The sequence below is a fragment of the Anaerotignum sp. genome, assembly GCF_031981185.1.
Lineage (GTDB): Bacteria > Bacillota > Clostridia > Lachnospirales > Anaerotignaceae > Chakrabartyella.
Genome location: NZ_DALYUL010000002.1, coordinates 1 through 22,088 on the forward strand (window position 1 = coordinate 1; position 22,088 = coordinate 22,088).

General features: G+C 36.3%; 22 protein-coding genes and 1 pseudogene. 9 read left to right on the forward strand and 14 right to left on the reverse strand.

The annotated features are described in order from the left end of the window. The 4 genes from RTK36_RS00960 to RTK36_RS00975 all read right to left on the reverse strand — a co-directional run. A partial coding sequence (locus RTK36_RS00960; RefSeq protein WP_312043418.1) for a hypothetical protein occupies nt 1–558 on the reverse strand: 558 nt, incomplete at its 3' end. A 49-nt stretch (nt 559–607) separates the two neighbouring features. Then, the gene (locus tag RTK36_RS00965; protein ID WP_312043421.1) at nt 608–1,522 is read right to left on the reverse strand and encodes a hypothetical protein; all 915 of its coding nucleotides are present in this window, start codon (nt 1,520–1,522) and stop codon (nt 608–610) included. 89 nt (nt 1,523–1,611) lie between these two features. Then, entirely contained in the window at nt 1,612–2,526 is a 915-nt protein-coding gene (locus tag RTK36_RS00970) for a hypothetical protein (RefSeq protein ID WP_312043423.1), read from the reverse strand. A 96-nt stretch (nt 2,527–2,622) separates the two neighbouring features. Then, nucleotides 2,623–2,766: a hypothetical protein gene (locus RTK36_RS00975; protein WP_312043425.1), complete on the reverse strand. Its 144-nt coding sequence runs from the start codon at nt 2,764–2,766 to the stop codon at nt 2,623–2,625. A gap of 219 nt (nt 2,767–2,985) precedes the next feature. Between RTK36_RS00975 and RTK36_RS00980 the strand changes: the two genes are divergently transcribed. Next, entirely contained in the window at nt 2,986–3,369 is a 384-nt protein-coding gene (locus RTK36_RS00980; protein ID WP_312043427.1) for a hypothetical protein, read from the forward strand. Between the two features lie 287 nt (nt 3,370–3,656). On the opposite strand, the gene RTK36_RS00985 is transcribed toward RTK36_RS00980, so the two are convergent. The 5 genes from RTK36_RS00985 to RTK36_RS01005 form a co-directional block, all read right to left on the reverse strand. Beyond that, a complete protein-coding gene (locus RTK36_RS00985) occupies nt 3,657–4,667 on the reverse strand; it encodes a hypothetical protein (RefSeq protein WP_312043429.1) in 1,011 nt (336 codons plus the stop codon). 1,099 nt (nt 4,668–5,766) lie between these two features. Next, nucleotides 5,767–7,158: a 23S rRNA (uracil(1939)-C(5))-methyltransferase RlmD gene (gene rlmD / locus RTK36_RS00990; protein WP_312043431.1), complete on the reverse strand. Its 1,392-nt coding sequence runs from the start codon at nt 7,156–7,158 to the stop codon at nt 5,767–5,769. Then, nucleotides 7,133–7,762: a CRISPR-associated protein Cas4 gene (gene cas4 / locus RTK36_RS00995; protein WP_312043432.1), complete on the reverse strand. Its 630-nt coding sequence runs from the start codon at nt 7,760–7,762 to the stop codon at nt 7,133–7,135. The genes rlmD and cas4 overlap by 26 nt, the downstream gene beginning before the upstream one ends. Then, nucleotides 7,746–8,051, reverse strand: coding sequence for a hypothetical protein (locus RTK36_RS01000; protein ID WP_312043434.1), 306 nt, complete (start codon nt 8,049–8,051; stop codon nt 7,746–7,748). Before RTK36_RS01000 ends, cas4 begins: the two co-directional genes overlap by 17 nt. Before the next feature lie 11 nt (nt 8,052–8,062). Beyond that, nucleotides 8,063–9,007: a 3'-5' exoribonuclease YhaM family protein gene (locus tag RTK36_RS01005; protein WP_312043435.1), complete on the reverse strand. Its 945-nt coding sequence runs from the start codon at nt 9,005–9,007 to the stop codon at nt 8,063–8,065. A 199-nt stretch (nt 9,008–9,206) separates the two neighbouring features. Between RTK36_RS01005 and RTK36_RS01010 the strand changes: the two genes are divergently transcribed. Beyond that, nucleotides 9,207–10,322: a copper amine oxidase N-terminal domain-containing protein gene (locus RTK36_RS01010; RefSeq protein WP_312043437.1), complete on the forward strand. Its 1,116-nt coding sequence runs from the start codon at nt 9,207–9,209 to the stop codon at nt 10,320–10,322. 60 nt (nt 10,323–10,382) lie between these two features. Here the strand turns inward: RTK36_RS01010 and RTK36_RS01015 are convergent, their stop codons facing one another. Next, nucleotides 10,383–10,691 carry a helix-turn-helix domain-containing protein gene (locus RTK36_RS01015; protein WP_312043439.1) on the reverse strand — a complete coding sequence of 103 codons (309 nt, stop codon included), beginning with the start codon at nt 10,689–10,691 and terminating at the stop codon, nt 10,383–10,385. Nucleotides 10,692–10,815: 124 nt separating this feature from the next. Here RTK36_RS01015 and RTK36_RS01020 point away from each other — a divergent pair, with 124 nt between their 5' ends. Beyond that, on the forward strand, nt 10,816–11,067 hold the full coding sequence (locus RTK36_RS01020; protein ID WP_331654918.1) for a sporulation initiation factor Spo0A C-terminal domain-containing protein: 252 nt from the start codon (nt 10,816–10,818) through the stop codon (nt 11,065–11,067). 62 nt (nt 11,068–11,129) lie between these two features. Here RTK36_RS01020 and RTK36_RS01025 read toward each other — a convergent pair whose 3' ends face one another. Then, nucleotides 11,130–11,438 (reverse strand): helix-turn-helix transcriptional regulator, encoded by a 309-nt coding sequence (locus RTK36_RS01025; RefSeq protein WP_312043442.1) that lies wholly within the window; start codon nt 11,436–11,438, stop codon nt 11,130–11,132. Between the two features lie 150 nt (nt 11,439–11,588). Between RTK36_RS01025 and RTK36_RS01030 the strand changes: the two genes are divergently transcribed. Next, nucleotides 11,589–11,825, forward strand: a complete 237-nt coding sequence (locus tag RTK36_RS01030; protein ID WP_312043444.1) for a sporulation initiation factor Spo0A C-terminal domain-containing protein — start codon at nt 11,589–11,591, stop codon at nt 11,823–11,825. 172 nt (nt 11,826–11,997) lie between these two features. On the opposite strand, the gene RTK36_RS01035 is transcribed toward RTK36_RS01030, so the two are convergent. Further along, complete coding sequence (locus tag RTK36_RS01035; RefSeq protein WP_312043446.1) at nt 11,998–13,743, reverse strand: ammonium transporter; 1,746 nt, start codon at nt 13,741–13,743, stop codon at nt 11,998–12,000. A 738-nt stretch (nt 13,744–14,481) separates the two neighbouring features. Between RTK36_RS01035 and sigG the strand changes: the two genes are divergently transcribed. The 5 genes from sigG to RTK36_RS01060 all read left to right on the forward strand — a co-directional run bounded on the left by sigG (nt 14,482) and on the right by RTK36_RS01060 (nt 19,776). Continuing rightward, nucleotides 14,482–15,258, forward strand: coding sequence for an RNA polymerase sporulation sigma factor SigG (gene sigG, locus RTK36_RS01040; RefSeq protein WP_312043448.1), 777 nt, complete (start codon nt 14,482–14,484; stop codon nt 15,256–15,258). Between the two features lie 139 nt (nt 15,259–15,397). Next, on the forward strand, nt 15,398–15,940 hold the full coding sequence (locus RTK36_RS01045; RefSeq protein WP_312043451.1) for a hydrolase: 543 nt from the start codon (nt 15,398–15,400) through the stop codon (nt 15,938–15,940). 340 nt (nt 15,941–16,280) lie between these two features. Further along, nucleotides 16,281–16,874 carry a DUF5662 family protein gene (locus RTK36_RS01050; protein ID WP_312043453.1) on the forward strand — a complete coding sequence of 198 codons (594 nt, stop codon included), beginning with the start codon at nt 16,281–16,283 and terminating at the stop codon, nt 16,872–16,874. Next, on the forward strand, nt 16,871–17,929 hold the full coding sequence (gene mnmA, locus RTK36_RS01055) for a tRNA 2-thiouridine(34) synthase MnmA (RefSeq protein WP_312043455.1): 1,059 nt from the start codon (nt 16,871–16,873) through the stop codon (nt 17,927–17,929). The genes RTK36_RS01050 and mnmA overlap by 4 nt, the downstream gene beginning before the upstream one ends. A gap of 161 nt (nt 17,930–18,090) precedes the next feature. Continuing rightward, on the forward strand, nt 18,091–19,776 hold the full coding sequence (locus tag RTK36_RS01060) for a Na/Pi cotransporter family protein (RefSeq protein ID WP_312043457.1): 1,686 nt from the start codon (nt 18,091–18,093) through the stop codon (nt 19,774–19,776). A 180-nt stretch (nt 19,777–19,956) separates the two neighbouring features. Here RTK36_RS01060 and RTK36_RS01065 read toward each other — a convergent pair whose 3' ends face one another. Together RTK36_RS01065 and RTK36_RS01070 are read right to left on the reverse strand one after the other, a co-directional pair. Then, nucleotides 19,957–21,264 carry an aspartate kinase gene (locus RTK36_RS01065; RefSeq protein WP_312043460.1) on the reverse strand — a complete coding sequence of 436 codons (1,308 nt, stop codon included), beginning with the start codon at nt 21,262–21,264 and terminating at the stop codon, nt 19,957–19,959. Between the two features lie 211 nt (nt 21,265–21,475). Beyond that, nucleotides 21,476–22,088 (reverse strand): annotated as a pseudogene (locus RTK36_RS01070) (carboxynorspermidine decarboxylase); the annotation flags it as partial.

Below are 22,088 nucleotides of genomic sequence, written 5' to 3' on the forward strand. Positions count from 1 at the left end.
TTGCTCTTTAAATATATTTGCAAGTCTTTCTGTAATTATAATTGCATGGCTTCCATTGTAAAAATCAGCAGGTATCTCTAGAAACAGCTTTTTCTTCATTTGTGCAGTATTCCAATATAAATTAGATATTTGCTTATACACAATTGATCCACATTTGGAACAAACAAGTACTTTTTCATATTCCGTCCCAAATTCACTTGGAAATTTAATGTTTGTTGCGTAAAAATTATAATATGTTGCCATGGAAAGTAAAGGTGTCTGATCCATCTCTTTTTTTGTATAATTAATTTCTAGTCTAAAAACAACTTGATCTATTAATCTTAATTCTTCCATTATCTTCATAATCTCGTAATATTTTTTACTTTCATATTCTAATGTAAAATTATAGAAAAGATAGCTATCCTCCATAGTAGGCTTTTCAGGAGTTTTTTCTAATTCAACATTATATTCCTCAAATATATAATCAACTTTTTCTTTAAATTCAATATAATTTTTAAAGCTCTTGAATTTATTTTGTTCATAATCGAGCATAAGAGAACCTAAATATAATACCTTCATACTAATTTCCGCTTTCTAAAGACATTTTGGGGATAGTTTTTCTTTAAAGCTATTCCTCTTTCACAATCACTACAGGTTCATAAACAGGCTTTATTTTTAAAGAATCAAACAGTCGTTTTACCCGTTGACTAACTAATAACAAAGATTGTCGACTCTTTTTGCCCCAACTTACTTCGTAAGATAGATTGAAATCTTCATAATAATTCAAAGAGGCTTCATCATAATATGGTGGAAACTTAATTCGCCCCTTTTTGCTGCAAACCAAACAATCATCTTCATCAATAATATAAGGCATTTTTTCTGAAAATGGAGGCATCGTATGATTAATTATCATTTGAAAACACTTTATTTCTTTATCCTTTTTACCCACATGTATCACCGGTTCTAGGGAATATCCGGTAAAACCTTGCTCTTTAAATATATTTGCAAGTCTTTCTGTAATTATAATTGCATGGCTTCCACTATAAAAATCAGCAGGAATCTCTAGAAATAATTTTTTCTTCATTTGTGCCGTGTTCCAATATAGTTCAGATATTTGTTTATAAATTATTGATCCACATTTTGGACAAACGAAAACCTTATCATATTTTGTCCCAAACTCACTTGGAAATTTAATATTTGTTGCATAAAAATCATAATGTGTTGCCATAGAAAGTAAAGGTGCCTGCTCCATCTCTTTATTTGTAAATTTAAATTCTAATCTATAATGAACTTGATCATTTAGTTTAAATTCTTCCATTATGTTCATGAATTCGTAATATTTTTCACTTTGGTATTCTAACATAAAATCATAAAAAGCATAGCTATCATCCAAAGTAGGTTTTTCAGGAATTTTTTCTAATTCAATATTATTTACCTCAAATACATAATCAACTTTTTCTTTAAATTCAATATAATTTTTAAAGCTTATATATTTATTGGAGTCAAATTTCAGCTTAAGGAAACCTAAAAATAAAACTTTCACAGATATTCTCCCTTCAAGTATAAAATGCAGAGTATTAATACTCTACATTTTATACTAATTATCATTTAAAAACCAGATTATTATATTATTTAAGGAACTTTTATTTTTACACGCTTGCTTGTACTAATTTGATCACTCTCTTCAACAAACCTACTTAAAAATTTATATAAATCATCTCCTGTTTCCTGATACAATTCATTATATCCCTTAATCATTTTATCTTTTACATAACTTTCTGATAACCTAGAATAGTCTGACCGATAAGGTATCATCTCTGCCATTTTATTTGTAATTAATCTATGATCATTTTTATGGATAGTAATTGCAAACATCGAATTTTCGCTAACACCAAATACTTTTGAAAACCTTTTTTCGATTATATGATGTGCTTCATAACCTTTAAACCTTGATATGTTTTTTTTGGCGTCTCGCAAATCATCATATCTAGCAACACCCCACTTCATTGCATCAGCGAGTTTGTCACTATTCTTAATCATTCGGGTTACGCCGGTTACAGATGGAACAAAAGGCAGAACAACTGCAGCGCCATCCAAAACTACATTAAATCCATTCCAAAAAGTTGGATTCACTGCAAATTCTGCTAAAGATAATGTTAAACAACCAATGTCATAAAGTGTTTCAACAGCAAACAACCTAATATTGTTATTATTTACAAAATTAGTATTTTCAACCACCTGAAAGTCAACTAATTTTAAATTTTTAGGTAAATTCGACACAAAAACATTTTTATCTATTTTCCCATTATTTATTGCAGGAATTACAAAGACACTTTTTTTGTTTGTTTGCTCATCCAGAAGAGTAATTGTATATTTTCTCTGCCAGCTATCTCCATATATTGCATCCGTATATCTATTAGATAATTGTTGTTGAATACTTCTTTCTGATACATTTCCTTTCACACCATCCGCTGCAAACACCGGTGTTACAAAATTACTAAAAAGTAGAACTACTGCTAAAAATATTGATATAAATTTATTCTTCAAAATAATCATCCTTTCTTTGTACTCTCTTTTAAAAATAACAGATTCCTTAAGTATTCACGTACTTAAAAACATTAATTAACCCCATCATACTCTTCTTTACTTCTTTAATCTTTCTGGTACCTTTGGTTCATACAGTCTTCCGTGGCACATCATGATCGCAAAAAAGGATGCCGAAGTGCAGAGCAAATGTGCCGACAATTTAACACAGTTACTTCTCAAAAATTCTTTAAATTTTATCATTTTATCCCTCCCAATCAAATCTAAATACATCGTTAATTTTACTTTTCACTTGACCCCCTTTCACGAGGTATGATAACAACATAATTTACCAAATCCTAGTGGTTGGTCGTGAAATAGGCTTTTTAGGTCGTGAAATAAGATTTTTTATGATCGTATGTCTATTTTTGTCATGCTATGATGTATTTGGTGAGTTTTAAAAACATCTTACGGGGGATACATATGTCAATTTTATGGTTTGGATGGGAATTATTCATTAACCTTCTTGAAGAAGGTATGTTTTGCTATTTATTGACAAAAACACTTGGATATAAAAAAGATAAAGCCTTAAGACTTTATCTTGGTTTTTTTCTTTTAATTATTTTTACTACAATTTTAAACGTTGCAGTTCAACAAACAAACATTGTAATCTTCTCGCTTTTGGTGGCCGACATTGTTTTTTCAACTGCTTGTTTTGAATCTAATTATAGCTCTCGGTTTTTTTGGGGCTGTTCCGCATCTGTCATTAGAATTCTTTCAAACACAGTTGTTTTTTCCATGGTATCTTTTTTTACAAACTATGATTTAAATACGCTGACAGTTCCATCTACTATCAGCATCGAATGACTTTGATTTATCTGGTGGTTTGTTCTGTATTTACTTTTTCAATCAACTTTCCTCTAAATAAAGCAAATTTATTACCGGGAATATTTCAAAGTATATTAATTAATATAGAACAAAAGAAGAAAGAGGAACTTCAACAAACAATATAAAAAATAAACAGCTCTCATACGAATGCTGGTTATCATAACGCTTTAAATTTAATTATTCTCCTCAGCTACTTGGCAAGGGATGTATGATTTTATTGAATGTCCTTTTTTGTGTAGCTTAGTAATTTTTATTTTTTTCTATATTCACCAAACGAAACCTACTGGCCAATATGGAACTTTATATAAACCAGAAATTCCATGTTTATTTGCAATTTTTTCTAATTTCTCTGTATATTCCTTATATGTATCCTCATTTATTTCTTTGGTTGATTCATTAATAGCAATATATCCGGAAAGCTTTTCTCCTGTTAAAAACCCTTGTTGAAACCGACTACCTTCATCTGTTGGTTTATAATCAAATATTAAATGCGGCATAACAATGGCACAGTCAAAATTAACCTTATGCTGCGCACCAATATCCATTGAAAAACTAATATCTGGTTTATAAAAACCAACAACCTGAAAATTCATAACTTTATCAAAATCCAACGAAAAAGTATCTCCAATTTTAAAAAGTTCTTTATATTTATTGCCTAATACGACTTTAATTAAGTCATCTGGCGATTTCAATATAAAATCAGATTGTTGCAAATTCCTACCTTCTGCAACATCCTCGACAAATCGCTTGTAAATTCCTTGTCCCAGCTGAATTGCCTTTAATGATGTTGACGTAAATTCATTACCTTCCCAATCAACATCCTTAAAGTTAATGGGGTTAGAAATACTGCCATTTGCGGCCTCATATGCTTCATATCCATACACAAAACTTGTATTTCCTTTATAAACTCCCTTATTGTAATCACCGTGATAAGAAAGGAAGTGCTCATTTATTAGTATGTAATCAAATTCATCTTCTATTTCTCGATACATAGCATTTACTTCTTCAATCGGAACATCCTTTATACCACCCTGAACATTTTCAAAAGCAAATACGGTTCTATAACATGGTTCAAAATTTTCAACATTAGCAATAAAATTCATGTAGCCTTCAAAATCGCCCGCCTGAAATGTTTGGATCTCTTCTTCTAGCTCTAGTTCTATACTACTCTGTTCGTTTTTAGTTTCTTTTGAGCTATTTACGGTGCCACAAGCAGTTAATATAGTAAATAAAGAAATAATAGCAACAACACAGAAATTTTTCTTGATCTGTTTCATAGTTCCTCCCTTATGCAACGACAGACGGCAAAGTATCTATGAAGATTACATTTGCCGCCAGCCATTAACTATTCAAATTACCAACTATAGAAAATGCGAGGATTTGCATTTTTAACAATCCCCACCGCTAAATATGAAGAAGCCTCAGCCGTATCTCCTACATTTCTATTATTTGAACCTGTAGTGTCAAGTCTTGACCCTGACCAACTTCTGCTCTAGCAGTAAAGCGAGGTGCAGTCGCCCTTACCCATCCAGCGGCAAAATGATCTCCTCCATGTCCATGGGAATAATCCACATATAATCGAACATCGCTTCCAATAACTTTGTAAGAACTTTTTGATAACGACCTCGTTAAAACAGTTCCTGTAATTTACATATGGAGTATTCTCTATATATCATGCAACAATAATTTTTCACGATCCCCAGGAAAATCGAGTAAATACTGTTTGCTTGATAACATACTGCGGCACCTCTTAATCGCAAAAATGCTGAATCACATACCAACTAAACGATACTTAAACCTACTATTTATGAAAAAGAGCAGAATATTTTTTCCTTCTAAATTGAAGAAGCAAAGTTAATCTCACCTTTCCACTTATCCCCCTTTCACGAAGGTATAATAACAATTTAATCTACCAAATTCTAGTGGTTGGTCGTGAAATAGGCTTTTTAGGTTGTGAAATAAGATTTTTTATGATTGTATGTCTATTTTTGTCATGCTATGATGTATTTGGTGAGTTTTAAAAACATCTTACGGGGGATACATATGTCAATTTTATGGTTTGGATGGGAATTATTCATTAACCTTCTTGAAGAAGGTATGTTTTGCTATTTATTGACAAAAACACTTGGATATAAAAAAGATAAAGCCTTAAGACTTTATCTTGGTTTTTTTCTTTTAATTATTTTTACTACAATTTTAAACGTTGCAGTTCAACAAACAAACATTGTAATCTTCTCGCTTTTGGTGGCCGACATTGTTTTTTCAACTGCTTGTTTATGTCATCTATATTTTTGCTTATTTTTCGCCCTCAAACAGATGACATTTTTGCCTGTTTTTTCGCTCTAAAATCGCTCCAAAACCACAACATATTGTGGACTAAACCTCATTTTTCGCCTTTTCACCACAATACGTCATCATTATTATCGCTTCAACGTGTGTCGTCATAGGAAACTGATCCACTGCCTGCACATCTTTTACCTGAAACCCTTTTTCCGTTAAGATTGCCACATCTCTAGCCAGCGTTGCTGGGTTACAAGAAACATAAATTAGCTTTTTCGGTGCAATAGAAGAAATCGTATTCAAAAGAATTTGGTCGCATCCCTTTCTTGGCGGATCCACCACAATGACATCTGCAGTAATCCCCTGCTCATCAAATAATCTAGGAATGACAACTTCTGCTGCACCAACCTCAAAAGATACGTTCTGAATCCCATTTCGTTCTGCATTTTTTCTTGCATCAACAATTGCTTCTGGTACAATCTCCACACCAAAAACCTTCTTTGCCTTTTTAGCAAAAAATAATGATATTGTACCAATTCCACAATATAAATCGAAAACTGTTTCGTCACCATTCAGGTTTGCCATTTCGACAGCCTTATTATATAAAACTTCAGTTTGCGTTGGGTTTACTTGATAAAAAGATAATGGAGAAATCTCAAAGGATATATCACCCAAGGTATCTTCTATTACATTTTTCCCCCAAAGGGTAATTACTTTTCCACCCAGAATTACATTGGTCTGTTCCTTATTAACATTAAGGGCAACTGAAACTACACCATCAATTTTTCTTAACCGTTCAACCAAAATTTCACTATAAGGAAGTTTCTTTCCATTTATTATGATGCAAACCATAATTTCGCCGCTATTTTTTCCCACTCTGGTCAAAATATGGCGCACCAACCCCTTATGCTTTTTTTCTTCGTAGGCTGGTATTTTAAATTCGTCCATAAAATCCCGAACAACGGCAATAATTTCATCGTTTACAATATCCTGCAAAAAGCACACAGATGAATCTACAATTCTATGGCTACGCTTTGCATAAAATCCAATTTCAGTTCTACTATCCTTCCCACTCCCCACGGGAAATTGAGCCTTATTTCGATACCTCCATGGATTTTCCATGCCAATAATAGGCACATTCCCAATATCTTTCAAACCCCCGATACGTTCCAAATCATCTTTTACCTTTTTTGCCTTATATTCCAGCTGACCTTCATAAGACAAGTGCTGCAACTGACACCCTCCGCAAGTCTTTGCCACAGGACAGTGGGGTTCCACCCGATATGGGGATTCAGAGAGAATTTCCACCAATTTTCCATAAGCATAGCTATTTTTTATTTTTAAAATTAATACTTTGATTCTTTCCTCGGGTAACGCCCCTTCAACAAAAATGGTAAACCCTTCAATTCTACCAATACCCTCTCCATTGCTACCCAATGCATCAATGGTCATTTCATATATTTCATTCTTCTCCACAGGAAGACTCATTTCCTTTTCCTCCAATAATTTCTGTCCCTGAATATTCACATACCGTACCATTACACACACAATAACGGCAAGTTACAAAGCTTGGATTGGCTTTACCTACACCATAAATCAGCATTTCCCGCATTTCTTTCGTTGTATTCAAAACTTCTTTACGAAGGCTCTTGGTATTCTTTATAACAAACATATAATCACTATATACCAATCTTCCAAACTTAGGTCGAACCTGATAAACATCTTCAATAATCAAAAAATATGCCGCTAGTTGCAACAAATCCCCTCTATGCGGCAAAGGGTCATCTCCAATTTTACCGCTTTTTAGCTCCACAGGAACGAGTCTCTTCCCAAACCTTTTTCTATAAATATAATCTGGCTTGCCTTGTAACTCATACTCTGTAGAGTGCAATAGCTTACCGAAATTTTCTTCATTCTTTCCGTTTTGCTTTTGGTCGGCATAAAATAAAGAATATCCTCCCATACGATTAGATGCGGGGAGTTTTTTTATAGACCCACCACGTCCACGGAACAAAAACAGTACCAATAAAATCAATACTGATATCATCAAAAATAAATCTGCCCACTCTAAGTTTTTAATAAAATCCAACATTTGCACCACTTCGCATTAAATAGTAAATCATTACACCACCTAGGATTAGAAGCAGTAACCCTACTTTCCACGCCAAATTTCTCAAACGAAGCTTGGCATAATCTCTCTTATGAAATTCTAGCCCTTTTGTAAAGTTTGCGTTCATGCCATCCCCTAACGCCAGTGCCTCGTTTCGCTCCTGATACAGCCGACGCAGTTCCTTTCTGCCATATAGTCTCTCATAGTACCATTGATAAGGGCAATAAGAATATTTATTGATTTCGTGGGCTGAAATCGTTTTTCTCTCCATATTTTTTCCTCTTATTTATAATCCGAACGTCGGATATTTCGTTGCAACATTCGATTGAAGCCTGCCCAATTCCCTTGGGTATTATCCGCCGCTAGCATTTCTTCAATCATCTTTGTTTTCGCATCCATATTATCGGCGCAATGCAAAATAAATGCCTCAATTGTTTCAGGCACTTTAGGAGACCCATATTCCAGTTCACCATGATGAGAGAGAATACAATGCTTCAACAAAGACTCCAACTGTTTGGGAAAGCCGTTGATTTTTGCTGCTGTATCCTTAATCAATTCGGCACCCAAGAAAATGTGCCCTAAAAGCTGACCATCGTCGGTATAATCATTTTCCGGGAAATCTGATAATTCTATAATTTTAGCCGCATCATGGAGCATAGCAGATGCAATCAAAATATCCCGATTTACAAATTGATACCTGGTTGACATAAAGTCGCAAATTTGGGTAACAGACAAGGTATGTTCCACCAAGCCACCACGGAAGCTATGATGCATGCTTTTCGCCGCAGAATGATACTTAAATTCCTTACTAATCAAAGGATGGCGCAAAAAGATATCTTCTAGCATTTCCTTAATATAAGGACTTTCGATGGTTTTGATATAGTCCAAAAGCTGTTGGAACATTTCGTCAATATTTTTATCCGTAGATGGAATAAAATCCACAGGGTCATATTCTCCCTCCATGCTACGTCTGATTCTTTTTATATTAATCTGCAAATCATTATTAAAAACAGTAACAGAACCGTCAATTTTGATAAAATCATTTTCTGCAAAGCTTTGAATATCCTTATTCATATCCCAAACCTTAGCATCCACCATACCTGTCTTATCCTGTAGTTTAAGGGATAAATAGCTTTTCCCGTTTTTTGATTTCAGACTCTGTCTGCTTTTGCACAAATAGTGCTCAACGATGCTTTCGCCTTCCCTTAATTCATTGATATATCTCATGTAAATCCTCCACTTCTTTTCCTTTTCAAATTCTCAATAAACTTTATTATACACCATATAAAATGTTGATGCCACAAGAAACACACTCAATTTTAATCTTCTGGGAACTTTTCCAGATTTTACTCGTCAGAAATAAAAAAGTTTTTTTCCTTCACTTTTTTTCACAACATGCTAAAATATATCAAAAGGAGGTTTCAAAATGAAGAAAAAAATTATTTCCATTCTTTTATGCTGTTGCACAGTAATGGGTTTTGCTCCCGTTACCGCTCTGGCGGCAGATGCAGAAACAGAAATCAGTCTTATGATGATGGATTTCAGAGAGGTGAAAGCTGACCAACAAGGGGACAATTGGACCTGGGACGCCAGTGATAAAATACTAACGCTGAACAACTTTCAAGGTGTGGTAAAAACAGGTATCCGCGAAAAGAGCTCAGCCATTTTGCTACCAAAAGACAGTACACTTTATTTAGAAGGAAAAGATAATAAAATCACCACCAATTCTTATCACTGCAACGGTGTTTACAGTGAAGGTGACTTAATTATTGATGGGAAAGGAAAATTGGAAATCAATATTGAAAGTGCCGGTGCTAGTGGTGTCTACGTAAACAGTGGCGTTTTATCCATTGACAGTAAAGCTGAAATCAATGTAGATTCACCCAGACATGCAATTTATATTTATGACTTAAAAGCAAATAAAGTTGCAGTTACCGTAAATGATGATGCAAAGGTTACCTTCCCTGATGACCTTACCGACGATGCAGTTTTTGTTGTCACAAAAAGCGGAGTTGACCCCAAAAGCATTACCTTTGATTATGAAGAAACTCGTGACAAAGATGAAGAAATTGTGACTTTATCGAAAGCTGAAACAAAAGCTCCCGAAACCCCTGTGGAAACTCCCGAAGAAAAGCCTACGGAAGAAGTAAAGGAAAATACTTATTTGATTACTATCGGCAACAAAGAAATCAAAAAAAATGGCGAAACTGCCTATACCGCAGATGCTGTACCCTATATTACCAACGGCTACACCATGCTGCCATTACGTGCTTTATTGGTACTTTCAGATCCCAATGTAGATATTAAATGGGATGCAACCACAAAAACAGCACAAATTTCTTATAACAACAAACTCTTTACTCTTGTTGCCAATCAAAAATCCATGACAAAGGATAGCACCACAATTGATCTTGCAACAGCGACTGAAATTCAAGATGGACGTTTATTCGTATCTTTAAGGGATTGGATGAAGATTATGGAGGTCGACGACACTCACGTTTCATGGAATTCAGAGACAAAAACTGTAACATTGAAGCACTAAAAATCGAAATGACTGAACTTGTCGAAATAAAAATGAAGCATGTGGTATTAGCCACTTGCTTCATTTTTTTAGTCCTTTCACAATTTCATGTATATTTAAAATCTGATTTTCATTTAAAGCATTCAAGTCTTTCAAAACGGCATTTAGTAATGAGGGGTTATTGGTTTCTTCGTCAAAAAAATCTTTTGGTGTGATATTGAAATACTCGCAAATATAGAAAAACACCTGCATTGAAGGCATAGACTTGCCATTCTCTATATGGTTAATGTAATTTTCGTTTTGCCCTATGGTCAAGCTCATATCACGGGCAGAAACCCTTTTTGCTGTTCGTAATTTTGCTATTCTTTCAGATATAAACCTATCATACATGTCTCATCATCTCCTTATATACAACATTGTACCTTTTAATTTTATACTATGTACAATTTTTAAAATCTTATTATAATTGACTTACAATATTAAATGTTGTAAAATTGTTTAAATACAATATTAAATATTTAAGAAGGAGAGATTTCACTTGAATATGAGACGTATCTATCAAAGAATTGCAAAAGAGGACGGAATATCTGTAACTGAAGTGAAGAAAGAAATGCAGGATGCAATCGAGAATTCTTATAAGAAAAAGGACAAAACACTAAGTGAAATGGTATTACAACAAAGCATTACATATCACGGAGAAGTTCCTACGGTAGATGAGTTTATTGAAGCAGTTTCTCACAAATTTAAATACCAAGCAAAAAAATAAAAAATCTATAGGGTGTCTATTTTTAGACACCCTATAGATTTTTTTGCATGCAATTTCTTTCTTCACTTTTTTAAGTCCTTTACAATCTCATGTATATTTCCTATCTGCTTTTCGTCCAGCATATTTAAGTCCTTTAATAATGCATGAATTAGAATCGGATTGCTTATTTCCTCATCAAAAAAATCTTTTGGAGCAATGCCGAAATATTCACAAATATAGAAAAATGCTTGCATAGACAAAAAGGCCTTCCCATTCTCAATCTTATTGATATAGCTTTCACTTTGCCCTAAAGATAAGCTCATATCTCTTGCAGAAACCCCTTTTGCAGTTCGTAGCTGTGAGATTCGCCTGCTAAAAAAATTTTCGATCATAATATCACCACCTGTGATGTATTATACACCACAACATCCCTAATTTTAGGGAATTGTATTATCTGTATCCTGAGAAATAAGGAATTAAATTCTATAAAATTACAATCATCTATCATTTAATTATATTATTGATTAAGAGGTGACAATATTATGCGTTTAAGTAGTATTTATGAAAAAATTGCTGAAGAGTATGGAATTTCTGTTTCAGAAGTAAAAAGAGAAATGCAAGCCGCTATTGAAAGTGCTTATAGGCATGATAGGAACTCAGAAATAGAAATGAATATTCAGGAAGGAGTTAAATGTAAAGACAAAATACCTTCTGTAGAAGAATTCATCTTATCATTGTCTTGTGAAATCAAACAACGTGCCAAAAATAAAAGATACTAAAAAGAGTAGTAATTATATGCCTCACCCCTAACCAACTGAAACCCGCATAAATATGCGGGTTTCATAAAAGTTTTTGGTCTTGCTTTTTTCAAAAAGCAAGTGGGTTTGGGCAAAGCCCAAGGTCTTAAAGCTTTTTTCAAGCCCAAGGTCTTGGTCTTAAATCTTTACAGTCTTACTCTTCACCCTGCATTGCGTCATAACCAGTCTCTCCGGTTCTGATTTTGATTACATCCTCAACATTGTAGATAAAGATTTTGCCGTCGCCAATGTTGCCAGTGTACAGAGCTTTCTTCGCCGCTTCAACTACCCTCTCAACAGGTACCTTTGTTACAACAATCTCAACCTGAATCTTGGGTAAAAGATTGATCTCTACAGGTACACCACGGTAGTATTGATTGCTGCCCTTCTGTAACCCACAACCAACAACCTGAATGACTGTCATGCCTGTTACTTCAATTGCATTCATGGCACTCTTTAATTCGTCAAACTTGCTCTGGCGCGTAATAATCGTAACCTTTGTAATTTTCGGTTTTACAAGAGGATTTGCGGAGAAGTTATACTCAACCGGAACTGCTTCATCCATAGATACCGAAATTTTTTCCTCAATCAACTCGTTAGAAGGCGCACTGCCGACCAAACCGCCGTAAGAATTGATAACCGGCATAAAATCTGCATAACTGCTTGCAAGACCATGCTCACTAACATCAAGCCCTTCAATTTCCTCAGCAGGTGCTACTCTAAGGCCGTTTGTTTTCTTGATCGCTGTAAAGACAATATACATAGTTATAGCCGTCCAAGCACCAATTGCCAAAACGCCAATAAACTGCTTCATAAGCTGCTCAACGCCACCACCGTAGAATAACCCTTTGGTAATAGTATCGCTCTCATAAATATTAAATAGACCAACGGCTAATGTTCCCCAAAGCCCATTTGCACCATGCACTGCAACAGCGCCAACGGGATCATCAATATGTAATTTTATATCAATAAATTCAACAACCACAACAACTAAGAAACCAGCTACAATACCTATAATGATTGCGCCAAAAGCATCAACATTTGCACAAGGAGCAGTGATTGCCACTAAGCCAGCCAAAGAACCATTCAATGTCATAGAAACGTCAGGCTTCCCATTTTTCAGCCAAGTGAAAATCATTGTTGTCACAGTTGCAAATCCTGCTGCAATGGTAGTCGTACCAAAGATTTGCGCCAACTGTCCAACCTGAGTTGCAGCAGCACCATTAAATCCGTACCAGCCAAACCATAAAATGAATACACCCAACGCCCCTAATGTCAGGGAGTGCCCTGGGATTGCGTGTACAACTGTTTTTCCGTCTTTCCCTTTCGTGTATTTTCCAATACGTGGGCCTAATAATTTAGCACCAATGAGCGCGGTAATACCACCAACCATGTGAATTGCCGCTGAACCTGCAAAATCAACAAAGCCCATTTGGAATAACCATCCGTTGCTGTTCCATACCCAGCCAGCCTCGATTGGATAAATTAGACAGCTGATGATCCCACTGTAAATCAAGTAAGCGTTAAACTTTGTTCTCTCGGCCATGGCACCGGAAACAATGGTGGCCGCTGTGGCACAAAAAACCAAGTTAAAAACAAAAGAGGACCAAGGGAAATTCCCAAAATCAGTAAAAAGAATCAAATTAGGAATCCCAACAAATCCAAATAGGGTATCCTCTGCCATCATGAGATTAAACCCAATGAGCAAAAATACTACAGTACCAATACAAAAATCCATAAGATTTTTCATGATAATGTTACCAGCATTTTTTGCTCTGGTAAATCCTGTTTCAACCATGGCAAACCCGGCTTGCATGAAAAATACCAATACCGCGCCCATCAAAAACCAAACACCAAATAAATCGGACGACGCCTGTTCAAATAACCCTATCGCATCCATATACACTACCCCCTTTTAAATTAGACAACAAAAAAGGCGCCGGGGCAATATCGCCCAGCACCTTTGCTTTACTTAACGCAGTTTAACATCTAAAAAAATTATTGTCAATACTATTTTTAAATATTTTTGTTGTATATATCTAAATTTATATTATAGTTTTTGTGCACAATAAACTAATTTTTATTGTTTTATGAGTAATTTTAACTTTTCACTTTTCAGTGTTTTTTAACAAATGCAACTTAATTTATTTAGAAAAATAAAGTAGTATTCTCAAAATATACTTCTCACAAAGTACTTTTGTCTTTGTATCCGTCAATAACTTTGCAAAAATTGTATACATTGTGCGTTATTTGTACAATGCTATTTTAATTCTTTTTAAAAAAATGAGCACACTAAGAATGAAATTAAGTCCAGTCTATTTTCTATTGTTTCATTGATAAATTCATTAAAACGCGCTTGATGATTTGAAATTAATACCTGATGGGTACCCCTGTCGCCCCTTGTTCCCAGAAAGCATATATATTTATTTCAAAAGACCTCCTATTTTTTAGAACACCACATGACCTGTAATCATAAAAACTCCCAAAACCTCATAATTCTTAACTTCTCAAAAAACCGAACAGAAAATGACGATATTTGCAAGGTATAAATTACTACATTCAGGGGGAGATTTTTATTATCTTCAACTGAAATGGTTCTCCATTTTTGTTGCCAAATTGCTTGATAGGAGTGGGCATAATGGGTTATTATGGAAAAGTAGAAATCAGTGGTATTAACACTTCAAATTTACCAACTTTAAGTGGTGCAGAGGCACGAGAGCTCTTTATTAAATTTAAAGAAGGCGATGAATCTGCCAGAGAAAAATTGATTGAAGGAAACCTAAGATTGGTTTTAAGTATCATAAAAAGATTTGAAAACAGGAACGAAAATATGGATGATTTATTTCAAGTTGGTGTCGTCGGATTAATTAAGGCAATCGACAATTTTGATATCAATATGCAGGTAATGCCCTCAACCTATTGTTGTCCGATGATTATTGGTGAAATTAGACGCTACCTTCGGGATAATAATTCCATTCGGGTAAGTCGTTCTTTAAGGGACACTGCATATAAAGCATTACAGGCAAAGGAACGCCTTATGGCAGAACGAGAAAAAGAGCCTACCATAGAGGAAATTGCAAGGGAAATGGGCATGTCTAGAGAAAGCGTTGTCACCGCAATGGATGCAATCCAAGACCCCGTATCATTATACGAACCCGTTTATCATGACGGTGGTGACACTTTGTTTGTAATGGATCAAGTGAGTGATGAAAAAAATGGCGATAAGTTATGGCTGGAAAACCTTTCGTTAAGTGAAGCAATGCATCATCTTTCTGACCGTGAAAAGAGAATCGTATCTTTGCGCTTTTTTGAAGGGAAAACACAAACGGAGGTTAGTACGGAAATCGGAATCAGCCAAGCTCAAGTAAGCCGTCTGGAAAAAAGCGCATTAAAGCATATGCAAAAATATGTTTAATTCAATGGACAACCCTTTTAATATCATGTAAAATGTAGGTAAAAAGCCCAATGTACTATGGTTAAACAATGGTAGCGTGTTTGAATGTTTCCGTCTGCATTGGCTTTTCACTTAACATTGATTTAGGAGGAAATTGTAGATGAGAATTTATGCGGAAGATACAGCGGCATTATTTATTGATTTTCAGGAAAAATTGGTTCCAGTTATCAACCAAAATGCAGAAATAGTAAAAAAAGCAGTGGTATTGGCAAAAGGGTTGACCGAGGTTGGTGTGCCCTTTGCGGTGTCACAACAATATACCAAAGGTTTGGGGGAAACAGTTCCCGAATTCACCAGTGTATTAGAGTCTTTTCAGTATATGGAAAAACACACTTTTAGCTGTTTCGAATGTGAAGAAATTGCAAATTGGGTGAAAGCGCAAAATAAAAAAACAATTTTGATTTGCGGCGTAGAAGCACACATTTGTGTTTTGCAAACAGTGCTTGACCTTTTAGGCGAAGGCTACCGCGTATTTATCGTTGCCGATTGTGTTGGTTCCAGAAGCCCCTATGACAAGGAAATTGGGCTGGAAAGAATGAAGGCAGAAGGTGCCCTCTTAACAACATGTGAGGCTGCCCTTTTTGAATTAACGGGTGGAGCTAAATCTCCGCACTTCAAAGTAATTTCTAAATTAGTAAAATAAAAGCTTTGGCAAAAAATAAAGCGGCCGGGCAATGGCCTGTGCCGCTGATTTTTATTGGCTTTTCAACAAAATAAGAGGGGTTTTGCCCCCATAACCATTGGAAAATCTTCCTATATATATGGAATCTAGTATTGCCCAATGCGCCTGTGCAGATAAACTAGGAGATTTCCCCAGGGATACTCTCACGGGGTAAATTATCTTTACTTTTATTTCTTCTGTCTTTGACAGGAGTGTCTTTTTGTGCAGGAGAGAAAAAATTACATAGTTGTTTTTTATTTTAATTTCAAATAAGGTAAGAGCTTTATTATTGATCACAAGCTCTTTATATGGAGGTATAAAGATGAAAGCAATGGAGCACCTGAAAACAATTACGCACCACAGATATTTAGTTCGACAACACTGTTTTCGAGTGGGGCTTTATTGGCAGGGATTGACCCATGATCTTTCTAAGTTTTCACCCACCGAGTTTTTGGTAGGTGCAAAGTATTATCAAGGAGATCGTAGTCCAAACAATGCCGAACGGGAGGATAAAGGGTATTCCAGTTCATGGCTGCATCATAAAGGGAGAAATAAACACCACTTTGAATATTGGATAGATTACAGCAGAGGCCAGGAGCGTCTGTTGGGTGGTATGAAAATGCCTGTCCGTTTTGTGGCAGAAATGTTTATGGATCGCATTGCAGCTTGCAAGACCTATCAGAAGGACAAATATACAGATGCAAGCCCTTGGAAATATCATTTGCAAAGCCGTCTTGTTCATGAGATTATGCACAAGGACTCTTTAAGGCTATTGGAGCACTTTTTGCAGATGCTTGCAGAATGTGGCGAGGATGCCACTTTCGCATACGTTAAAAAATACTTACAGCATGAAAGAAAACGTGCACGAAAACAATTTATTGAGAATCATTTCAAAGGGAGGAAAAGGGAAAAGTGAACAACAATAAAGTAATTGTAGGACTCTCCGGCGGCGTAGACAGTACCGTTTGCGCTTACTTACTAAAGCAACAGGGCTATGATGTTATTGGAGTTACCATGGATCTATGGCCAGGTGAAAATGGTGCACAGGCAATTGAAGATGCAAAGATGGTTGCAGAAAAAATGGGAATCCCCCACTTTGTCTTGGAATTCAGAAAAGAATTTAAAGAAAATGTGGTTGACGATTTTATTCGTCGGTATTATCAAGGGCTTACGCCAAATCCCTGTGTGGTATGCAACCGATATGTTAAAGGCGAGGCACTCTTGCAAAAAGCCCACCAGCTTGGTGCTCACTATATTGCCACAGGGCACTATGCAAAGGTTGAAAAACATCCCCATACAGGGCGCTATGCTATTCGCAATTCAGAAACAGCGGAAAAAGACCAAACCTATGCCCTATATCGTCTAACACAGGATCAATTGGAAGCAATGCTTTTACCCATTGGAGATTATACAAAAGATGAGGTAAGAAATATTGCTCAACAGATTGATGGCTTTATTGCTAAAAAAGGAGATAGTCAGGATATATGCTTTATTCCCGATGGAGATTATGCATCCTTTATCATCAATGAAAGTGGTGATAAAGGCAAGTCCGGGAACTTCGTTGATTTACAGGGAACTGTTTTGGGAAAGCATAACGGTATTATTCATTACACTGTAGGGCAAAGAAAAGGCTTAGGCATTGCCTTTGGAAAGCCAATGTACGTTTATGCCGTTGATCCAAATCTAAATCAAGTTGTTCTATGTGAAAATGAGTCTTTGTTTCAAAAAACCTTCCGTGTTGGAGAATTGGCCCATATGGCACTGGAAAAATTTGAAGATGGCATGCGATTGCAAGGTAAAATTCGTTATGGGAATAAAATGGCTTGGTGTACCGTGAAAATGGTAGATACGGATATTCTAGAGTGCACTTTTGATGAGCCTCAACGGGCAATTACTCCCGGTCAGTCTCTTGTATTGTATGATGGTGAATTTGTAGCCGGCGGCGGAATCATCCTCCCCTTTTCAATATGAACATATCAGCAAAAGTTTACAGGATTTTTACTTAAAATTCATATAGTTGCACAAAATGTTAAAAGCAGATAAAAGTTGATTGCGGCAGTTGTCACGTTATGTTATGATAACTGTGGCTATTTTGCAGGTGTTACTACTAGATACTTTTATTGGAGGAAGAAATGGATTACGTAAATATAATCATCCCATTTATTGGTGGGCTCGCCATGTTTATCTTCGGAATGAACTATATGGCTCAAGGTTTACAAAATGCAGCAGGCACAAAAATGAAATCAATTCTTGAAGCTTTAACACAAAATAAAGTTATGGGTATTGGTTTGGGTGCCCTCGTTACGGCAATCGTTCAAAGTTCATCCGCAACTACCGTTATGGTTGTAGGGTTTGTAAATGCAGGCCTAATGAACCTGACACAAGCCATGAGTGTTATTATGGGTGCCAACATTGGTACTACAGTAACAGGCTGGCTGGTATCCAGCTCCGAATGGGCAAAAATGTTCAGCCCAGCCACGATGGCTCCTTTAGCAGTCATGGTGGGAGTTATTCTTCAAATTGGCGGAAAGAAGATGAAGCATAGAGAAATTGCTTCTATTATTATTGGCTTTGGTATTTTATTTATCGGTATGCATACCATGTCCGATAGTGTATCTCCCTTGCGGGAATCTCAAGTCTTTAGAGATGCCTTTGTATCACTAGGTCAAAATCCGATGCTGGGTATTTTAGTCGGTGCCGCCGTTACTGCAATTATTCAAAGTTCTTCTGCTTCTCAAGGTATTTTGCTCTCTCTTGCAGCTACGGGTTTAGTACCCATCAATGCTGCAGTTTTCATCATTATGGGGCAGAATATTGGTACTTGCGTTACAGCATTAATCAGCGGTATTGGCGCAGGCAAAAATGCAAAGTGTGTTGGTTATATGCACTTGATGTTTAATATTATTGGTACAATTATATTCAGTGTTATTGCAATGATTTACTTCTCCACCGCTAGTCCAGAGGTTGGTTTAGGTATCGTTTCCCAAACAAAAATCAGTGCAATCCATACTGCATTCAATATTGGTACAACATTATTAGTCTTCCCTCTTTCCGGATGGATCATCCGCGTTGCTATGAAGCTTAATGGTGTTACAGAATCTACAACGGGAGACGAAGGTCAGCTCCTTCATTTGGACAAACGTATGCTTCAAACACCAAGTCTTGCGGTAGAAGGTGCTAAAAAAGAGACCATTCGTTTGGGACGCATTGCAAGAGAAAATCTCCAGTGTGCATTGGATGCACTCAATGACCCCTCACCGGAAAGATTTGAAGAAGTAAAGCAAAGAGAATCTGTGGTAGACAGAGTTTGTGATGGTATTTCCGAATATCTTATTAAGCTTTGTACATTACAAATTAGCGATCGTGAAAATCAAATCGTTACCTCTCTTTTAAATACCATCAGCGATATGGAGCGTGTGGGCGACCATGCAGAAAATATTTCCGAGTTGGCAGAAGAAATGAAACATGAGGATTTGAGTTTTACTCATACTGCCATGGAAGATTTGGAAGAAATGATTCATGCTGCTCTTTCCAGCTATGATAATGCTTTGAAGGCCTTGGAAAACGATGACATTGCTTCGGCTGCAAAAACTGCTGTTTATGAAGAACAGGTTGACGAATTAGAAAAGAGATTGCGTGCTGGCCATATCGAAAGACTTTCCAATGCAGCATGTAATGTAAATGCAGGTATTCATTACCTTGAAGTACTTGCAAATTTGGAGCGTATTTCTGACCATGCCATGAATATTTCTCAAGTGGTTTTAAACGAGCATAGATATAATAGAAAAATGAACGAAGAAGGCGCAATGCCAATTTAATCATAAAAAAAAGAAGCCAAAATGGCTTCTTTTTTTATGCGCATGACAAGTTATTTTCTATTTCAATTGCAAATATACAATTTTAAATATAAAGAATGATCTTCTAAATTAAGCCTTCAAAACTATATCAAATCTACATGGGTCTCTTTTATATCAATTGAAACAACGTCATACTTCAAATCAAAGAAACTCCTCATAAATTGCGCAAATTGCTTCTTCCATTTCATTCTCCGAAACACCTACCCATGTGCTCAGCTCACCACTGCCTTGATTAATCATAGCAACATCAATATTATGCCGCTGTAAGGCTGTATAAATCCGGTTGACCGCAAGACGGTTATGTATAATCCCATATCCCACTAGAACAATACCTGCAATATTTGGCTGAACAGTCATAGAAAATGGTACATTGCTTTTTGTAATTTCACGCTCAAAATCCTGTTGCTTTTCAAAAAACTGTTTTGCTTCAACAAGCAAACAAACGCAATGGGCTCCTGATGGGAGATATTGAAATTTTATGCCATACTTTTTCGCAACGCGTAAAACCTCTTGCACAAAAGACCATGTATGGTCAGGATTTTCCTTCTCAATCACCAAAAGGCTGAAACCTTTTTTGCCTGAAACACCAGCAAAAATTGCAAAATCCTCTCGTTGTAAAGCACTACATGTAATCATTGTTCCCGGGTGCTGGGGCAAATTGGTATTGCGAATATTCGTAGGAATGCCAGCACTGCTTACAGGAAACACACAGTCCTCATGAAGCACCGTGGCTCCTGCACAGCAAAGCTCATGCATTTCATGATAAGTAATATGGCTAATTGGACGAGGATCTGTAACAATACGAGGATCAGCCATGAGAAAACCTGAAACATCCGTCCAATTTTCATATAGTTCTGCTTGGGCAGCACGGGCTACAATGGCTCCTGTAATATCACTTCCACCACGGGAAAAGACACGTATGCTTCCATCAGGGTTACTTCCATAAAACCCGGGTATCACTGCCTTTTCTATCTTATCCAATCTCTGCTTCAACACATAATTGGTCTTTTCAGCTTCAAAGACACCCTGCTCGTTAAAAAAAATAACCTCTGCCGCGTCTAAAAACTCAAACCCTAAATAGTTAGCCAGTAGCACTCCATTTAAGAACTCCCCTCGACTGGCAAAATAATCAGCCGAAGCCCCCTCTTCCATTTGCTGTTGAATTTCCTGAAAAAACGGCTCAAGCTCTAACGATAAATGAAGCTGTTTGGCAATATCGGAATATCTCTTTTGAATTTCCTCAAAGGTCTTTTGGAAGGGCATCCCTGATGCCTGCTGACTATGACAAAGATAAAGAAGGTCAGTCACCTTTTCATCTTTATCAAATCTACGACCAGGCGCACTGGGAATGATAAGCATTCGGCGGCTGTCTGCGAAAACAATATTTTTAACTTTTTGAAACTGTGCTGCATCTGCAAGTGAACTACCGCCGAATTTTGCTACAACCATTCTATTTTCCCCCTAGCTTCTAGGCAGAGGGAAGAATAAATTCCCCCTCTGCTTATTACAAAACCTTCCAAAGTTTATAACCATAGATATTTTCATTTTCATCCAAAGTTTTATCTAATTTATTTATCATTTTGCTTATTACCATATTTTTTACTACATTTATTCTAAATTGGTGGTTTCAAATTATAGTTTACAAGTGTCTCTCCTATTTCTATGAGAGTCTTCCTTTAAAATCCTCATATCCAAATTTCCGTATGATGTCCAATTCTCCATTTTCCTTTAAAACTGCAATTGATGGAAGGCACATTCCATTAAAAGTGTTATTTTTCACCATAGAGTAAATTGCCATGTCCATAAAAATCAGTTTGTCCCCTACAGAAAGGGGCTGTGCAAAGGAATAGTCCCCGATGACATCCCCTGCCAAACAGGTTGCCCCTGCCAAGCGGTAAGTATGGGGCTTTTCCTTAGGTTCTCCTCCCTGCCACAGAGGTGGACAATAGGGCATTTCAATCACATCAGGCATATGACATGCTGCCGATGCATCCAAAAGAGCAATATCAATACCGTTATGGACAACATCTAATACAGAACTCACCAGATACCCTGCATTTAAAGCCACTGCTTCCCCTGGTTCCAAATATACTTCCAAATGATATTTTTCTTTGAAGCGTAAAATACAATCTATCAACGCTTCTCGATCATAATCCTCCCGGGTGATATGGTGACCACCGCCAAAGTTCACCCATTTCATCTGAGGTAGGAATTCGCCAAACTGTTCCTCTACTGCTGCCAAGGTTTCAATTAAGGCATCACTGTTCTGTTCA

What these genes read in the sequence shown, in the direction of transcription:
- RTK36_RS00975 (WP_312043425.1), bottom strand. Translation starts at nt 2,766, where the DNA reads ATGATAAAATTTAAAGAATTTTTGAGAAGTAACTGTGTTAAATTGTCG.
- RTK36_RS00980 (WP_312043427.1), top strand. Translation starts at nt 2,986, where the DNA reads ATGTCAATTTTATGGTTTGGATGGGAATTATTCATTAACCTTCTTGAA.
- RTK36_RS00985 (WP_312043429.1), bottom strand. Translation starts at nt 4,667, where the DNA reads ATGAAACAGATCAAGAAAAATTTCTGTGTTGTTGCTATTATTTCTTTA.
- rlmD (WP_312043431.1), bottom strand. Translation starts at nt 7,158, where the DNA reads ATGAGTCTTCCTGTGGAGAAGAATGAAATATATGAAATGACCATTGAT.
- cas4 (WP_312043432.1), bottom strand. Translation starts at nt 7,762, where the DNA reads ATGTTGGATTTTATTAAAAACTTAGAGTGGGCAGATTTATTTTTGATG.
- RTK36_RS01000 (WP_312043434.1), bottom strand. Translation starts at nt 8,051, where the DNA reads ATGGAGAGAAAAACGATTTCAGCCCACGAAATCAATAAATATTCTTAT.
- RTK36_RS01005 (WP_312043435.1), bottom strand. Translation starts at nt 9,007, where the DNA reads ATGAGATATATCAATGAATTAAGGGAAGGCGAAAGCATCGTTGAGCAC.
- RTK36_RS01010 (WP_312043437.1), top strand. Translation starts at nt 9,207, where the DNA reads ATGAAGAAAAAAATTATTTCCATTCTTTTATGCTGTTGCACAGTAATG.
- RTK36_RS01015 (WP_312043439.1), bottom strand. Translation starts at nt 10,691, where the DNA reads ATGTATGATAGGTTTATATCTGAAAGAATAGCAAAATTACGAACAGCA.
- RTK36_RS01025 (WP_312043442.1), bottom strand. Translation starts at nt 11,438, where the DNA reads ATGATCGAAAATTTTTTTAGCAGGCGAATCTCACAGCTACGAACTGCA.
- RTK36_RS01030 (WP_312043444.1), top strand. Translation starts at nt 11,589, where the DNA reads ATGCGTTTAAGTAGTATTTATGAAAAAATTGCTGAAGAGTATGGAATT.
- RTK36_RS01035 (WP_312043446.1), bottom strand. Translation starts at nt 13,743, where the DNA reads ATGGATGCGATAGGGTTATTTGAACAGGCGTCGTCCGATTTATTTGGT.
- sigG (WP_312043448.1), top strand. Translation starts at nt 14,482, where the DNA reads ATGGGTTATTATGGAAAAGTAGAAATCAGTGGTATTAACACTTCAAAT.
- RTK36_RS01045 (WP_312043451.1), top strand. Translation starts at nt 15,398, where the DNA reads ATGAGAATTTATGCGGAAGATACAGCGGCATTATTTATTGATTTTCAG.
- RTK36_RS01050 (WP_312043453.1), top strand. Translation starts at nt 16,281, where the DNA reads ATGAAAGCAATGGAGCACCTGAAAACAATTACGCACCACAGATATTTA.
- RTK36_RS01060 (WP_312043457.1), top strand. Translation starts at nt 18,091, where the DNA reads ATGGATTACGTAAATATAATCATCCCATTTATTGGTGGGCTCGCCATG.
- RTK36_RS01065 (WP_312043460.1), bottom strand. Translation starts at nt 21,264, where the DNA reads ATGGTTGTAGCAAAATTCGGCGGTAGTTCACTTGCAGATGCAGCACAG.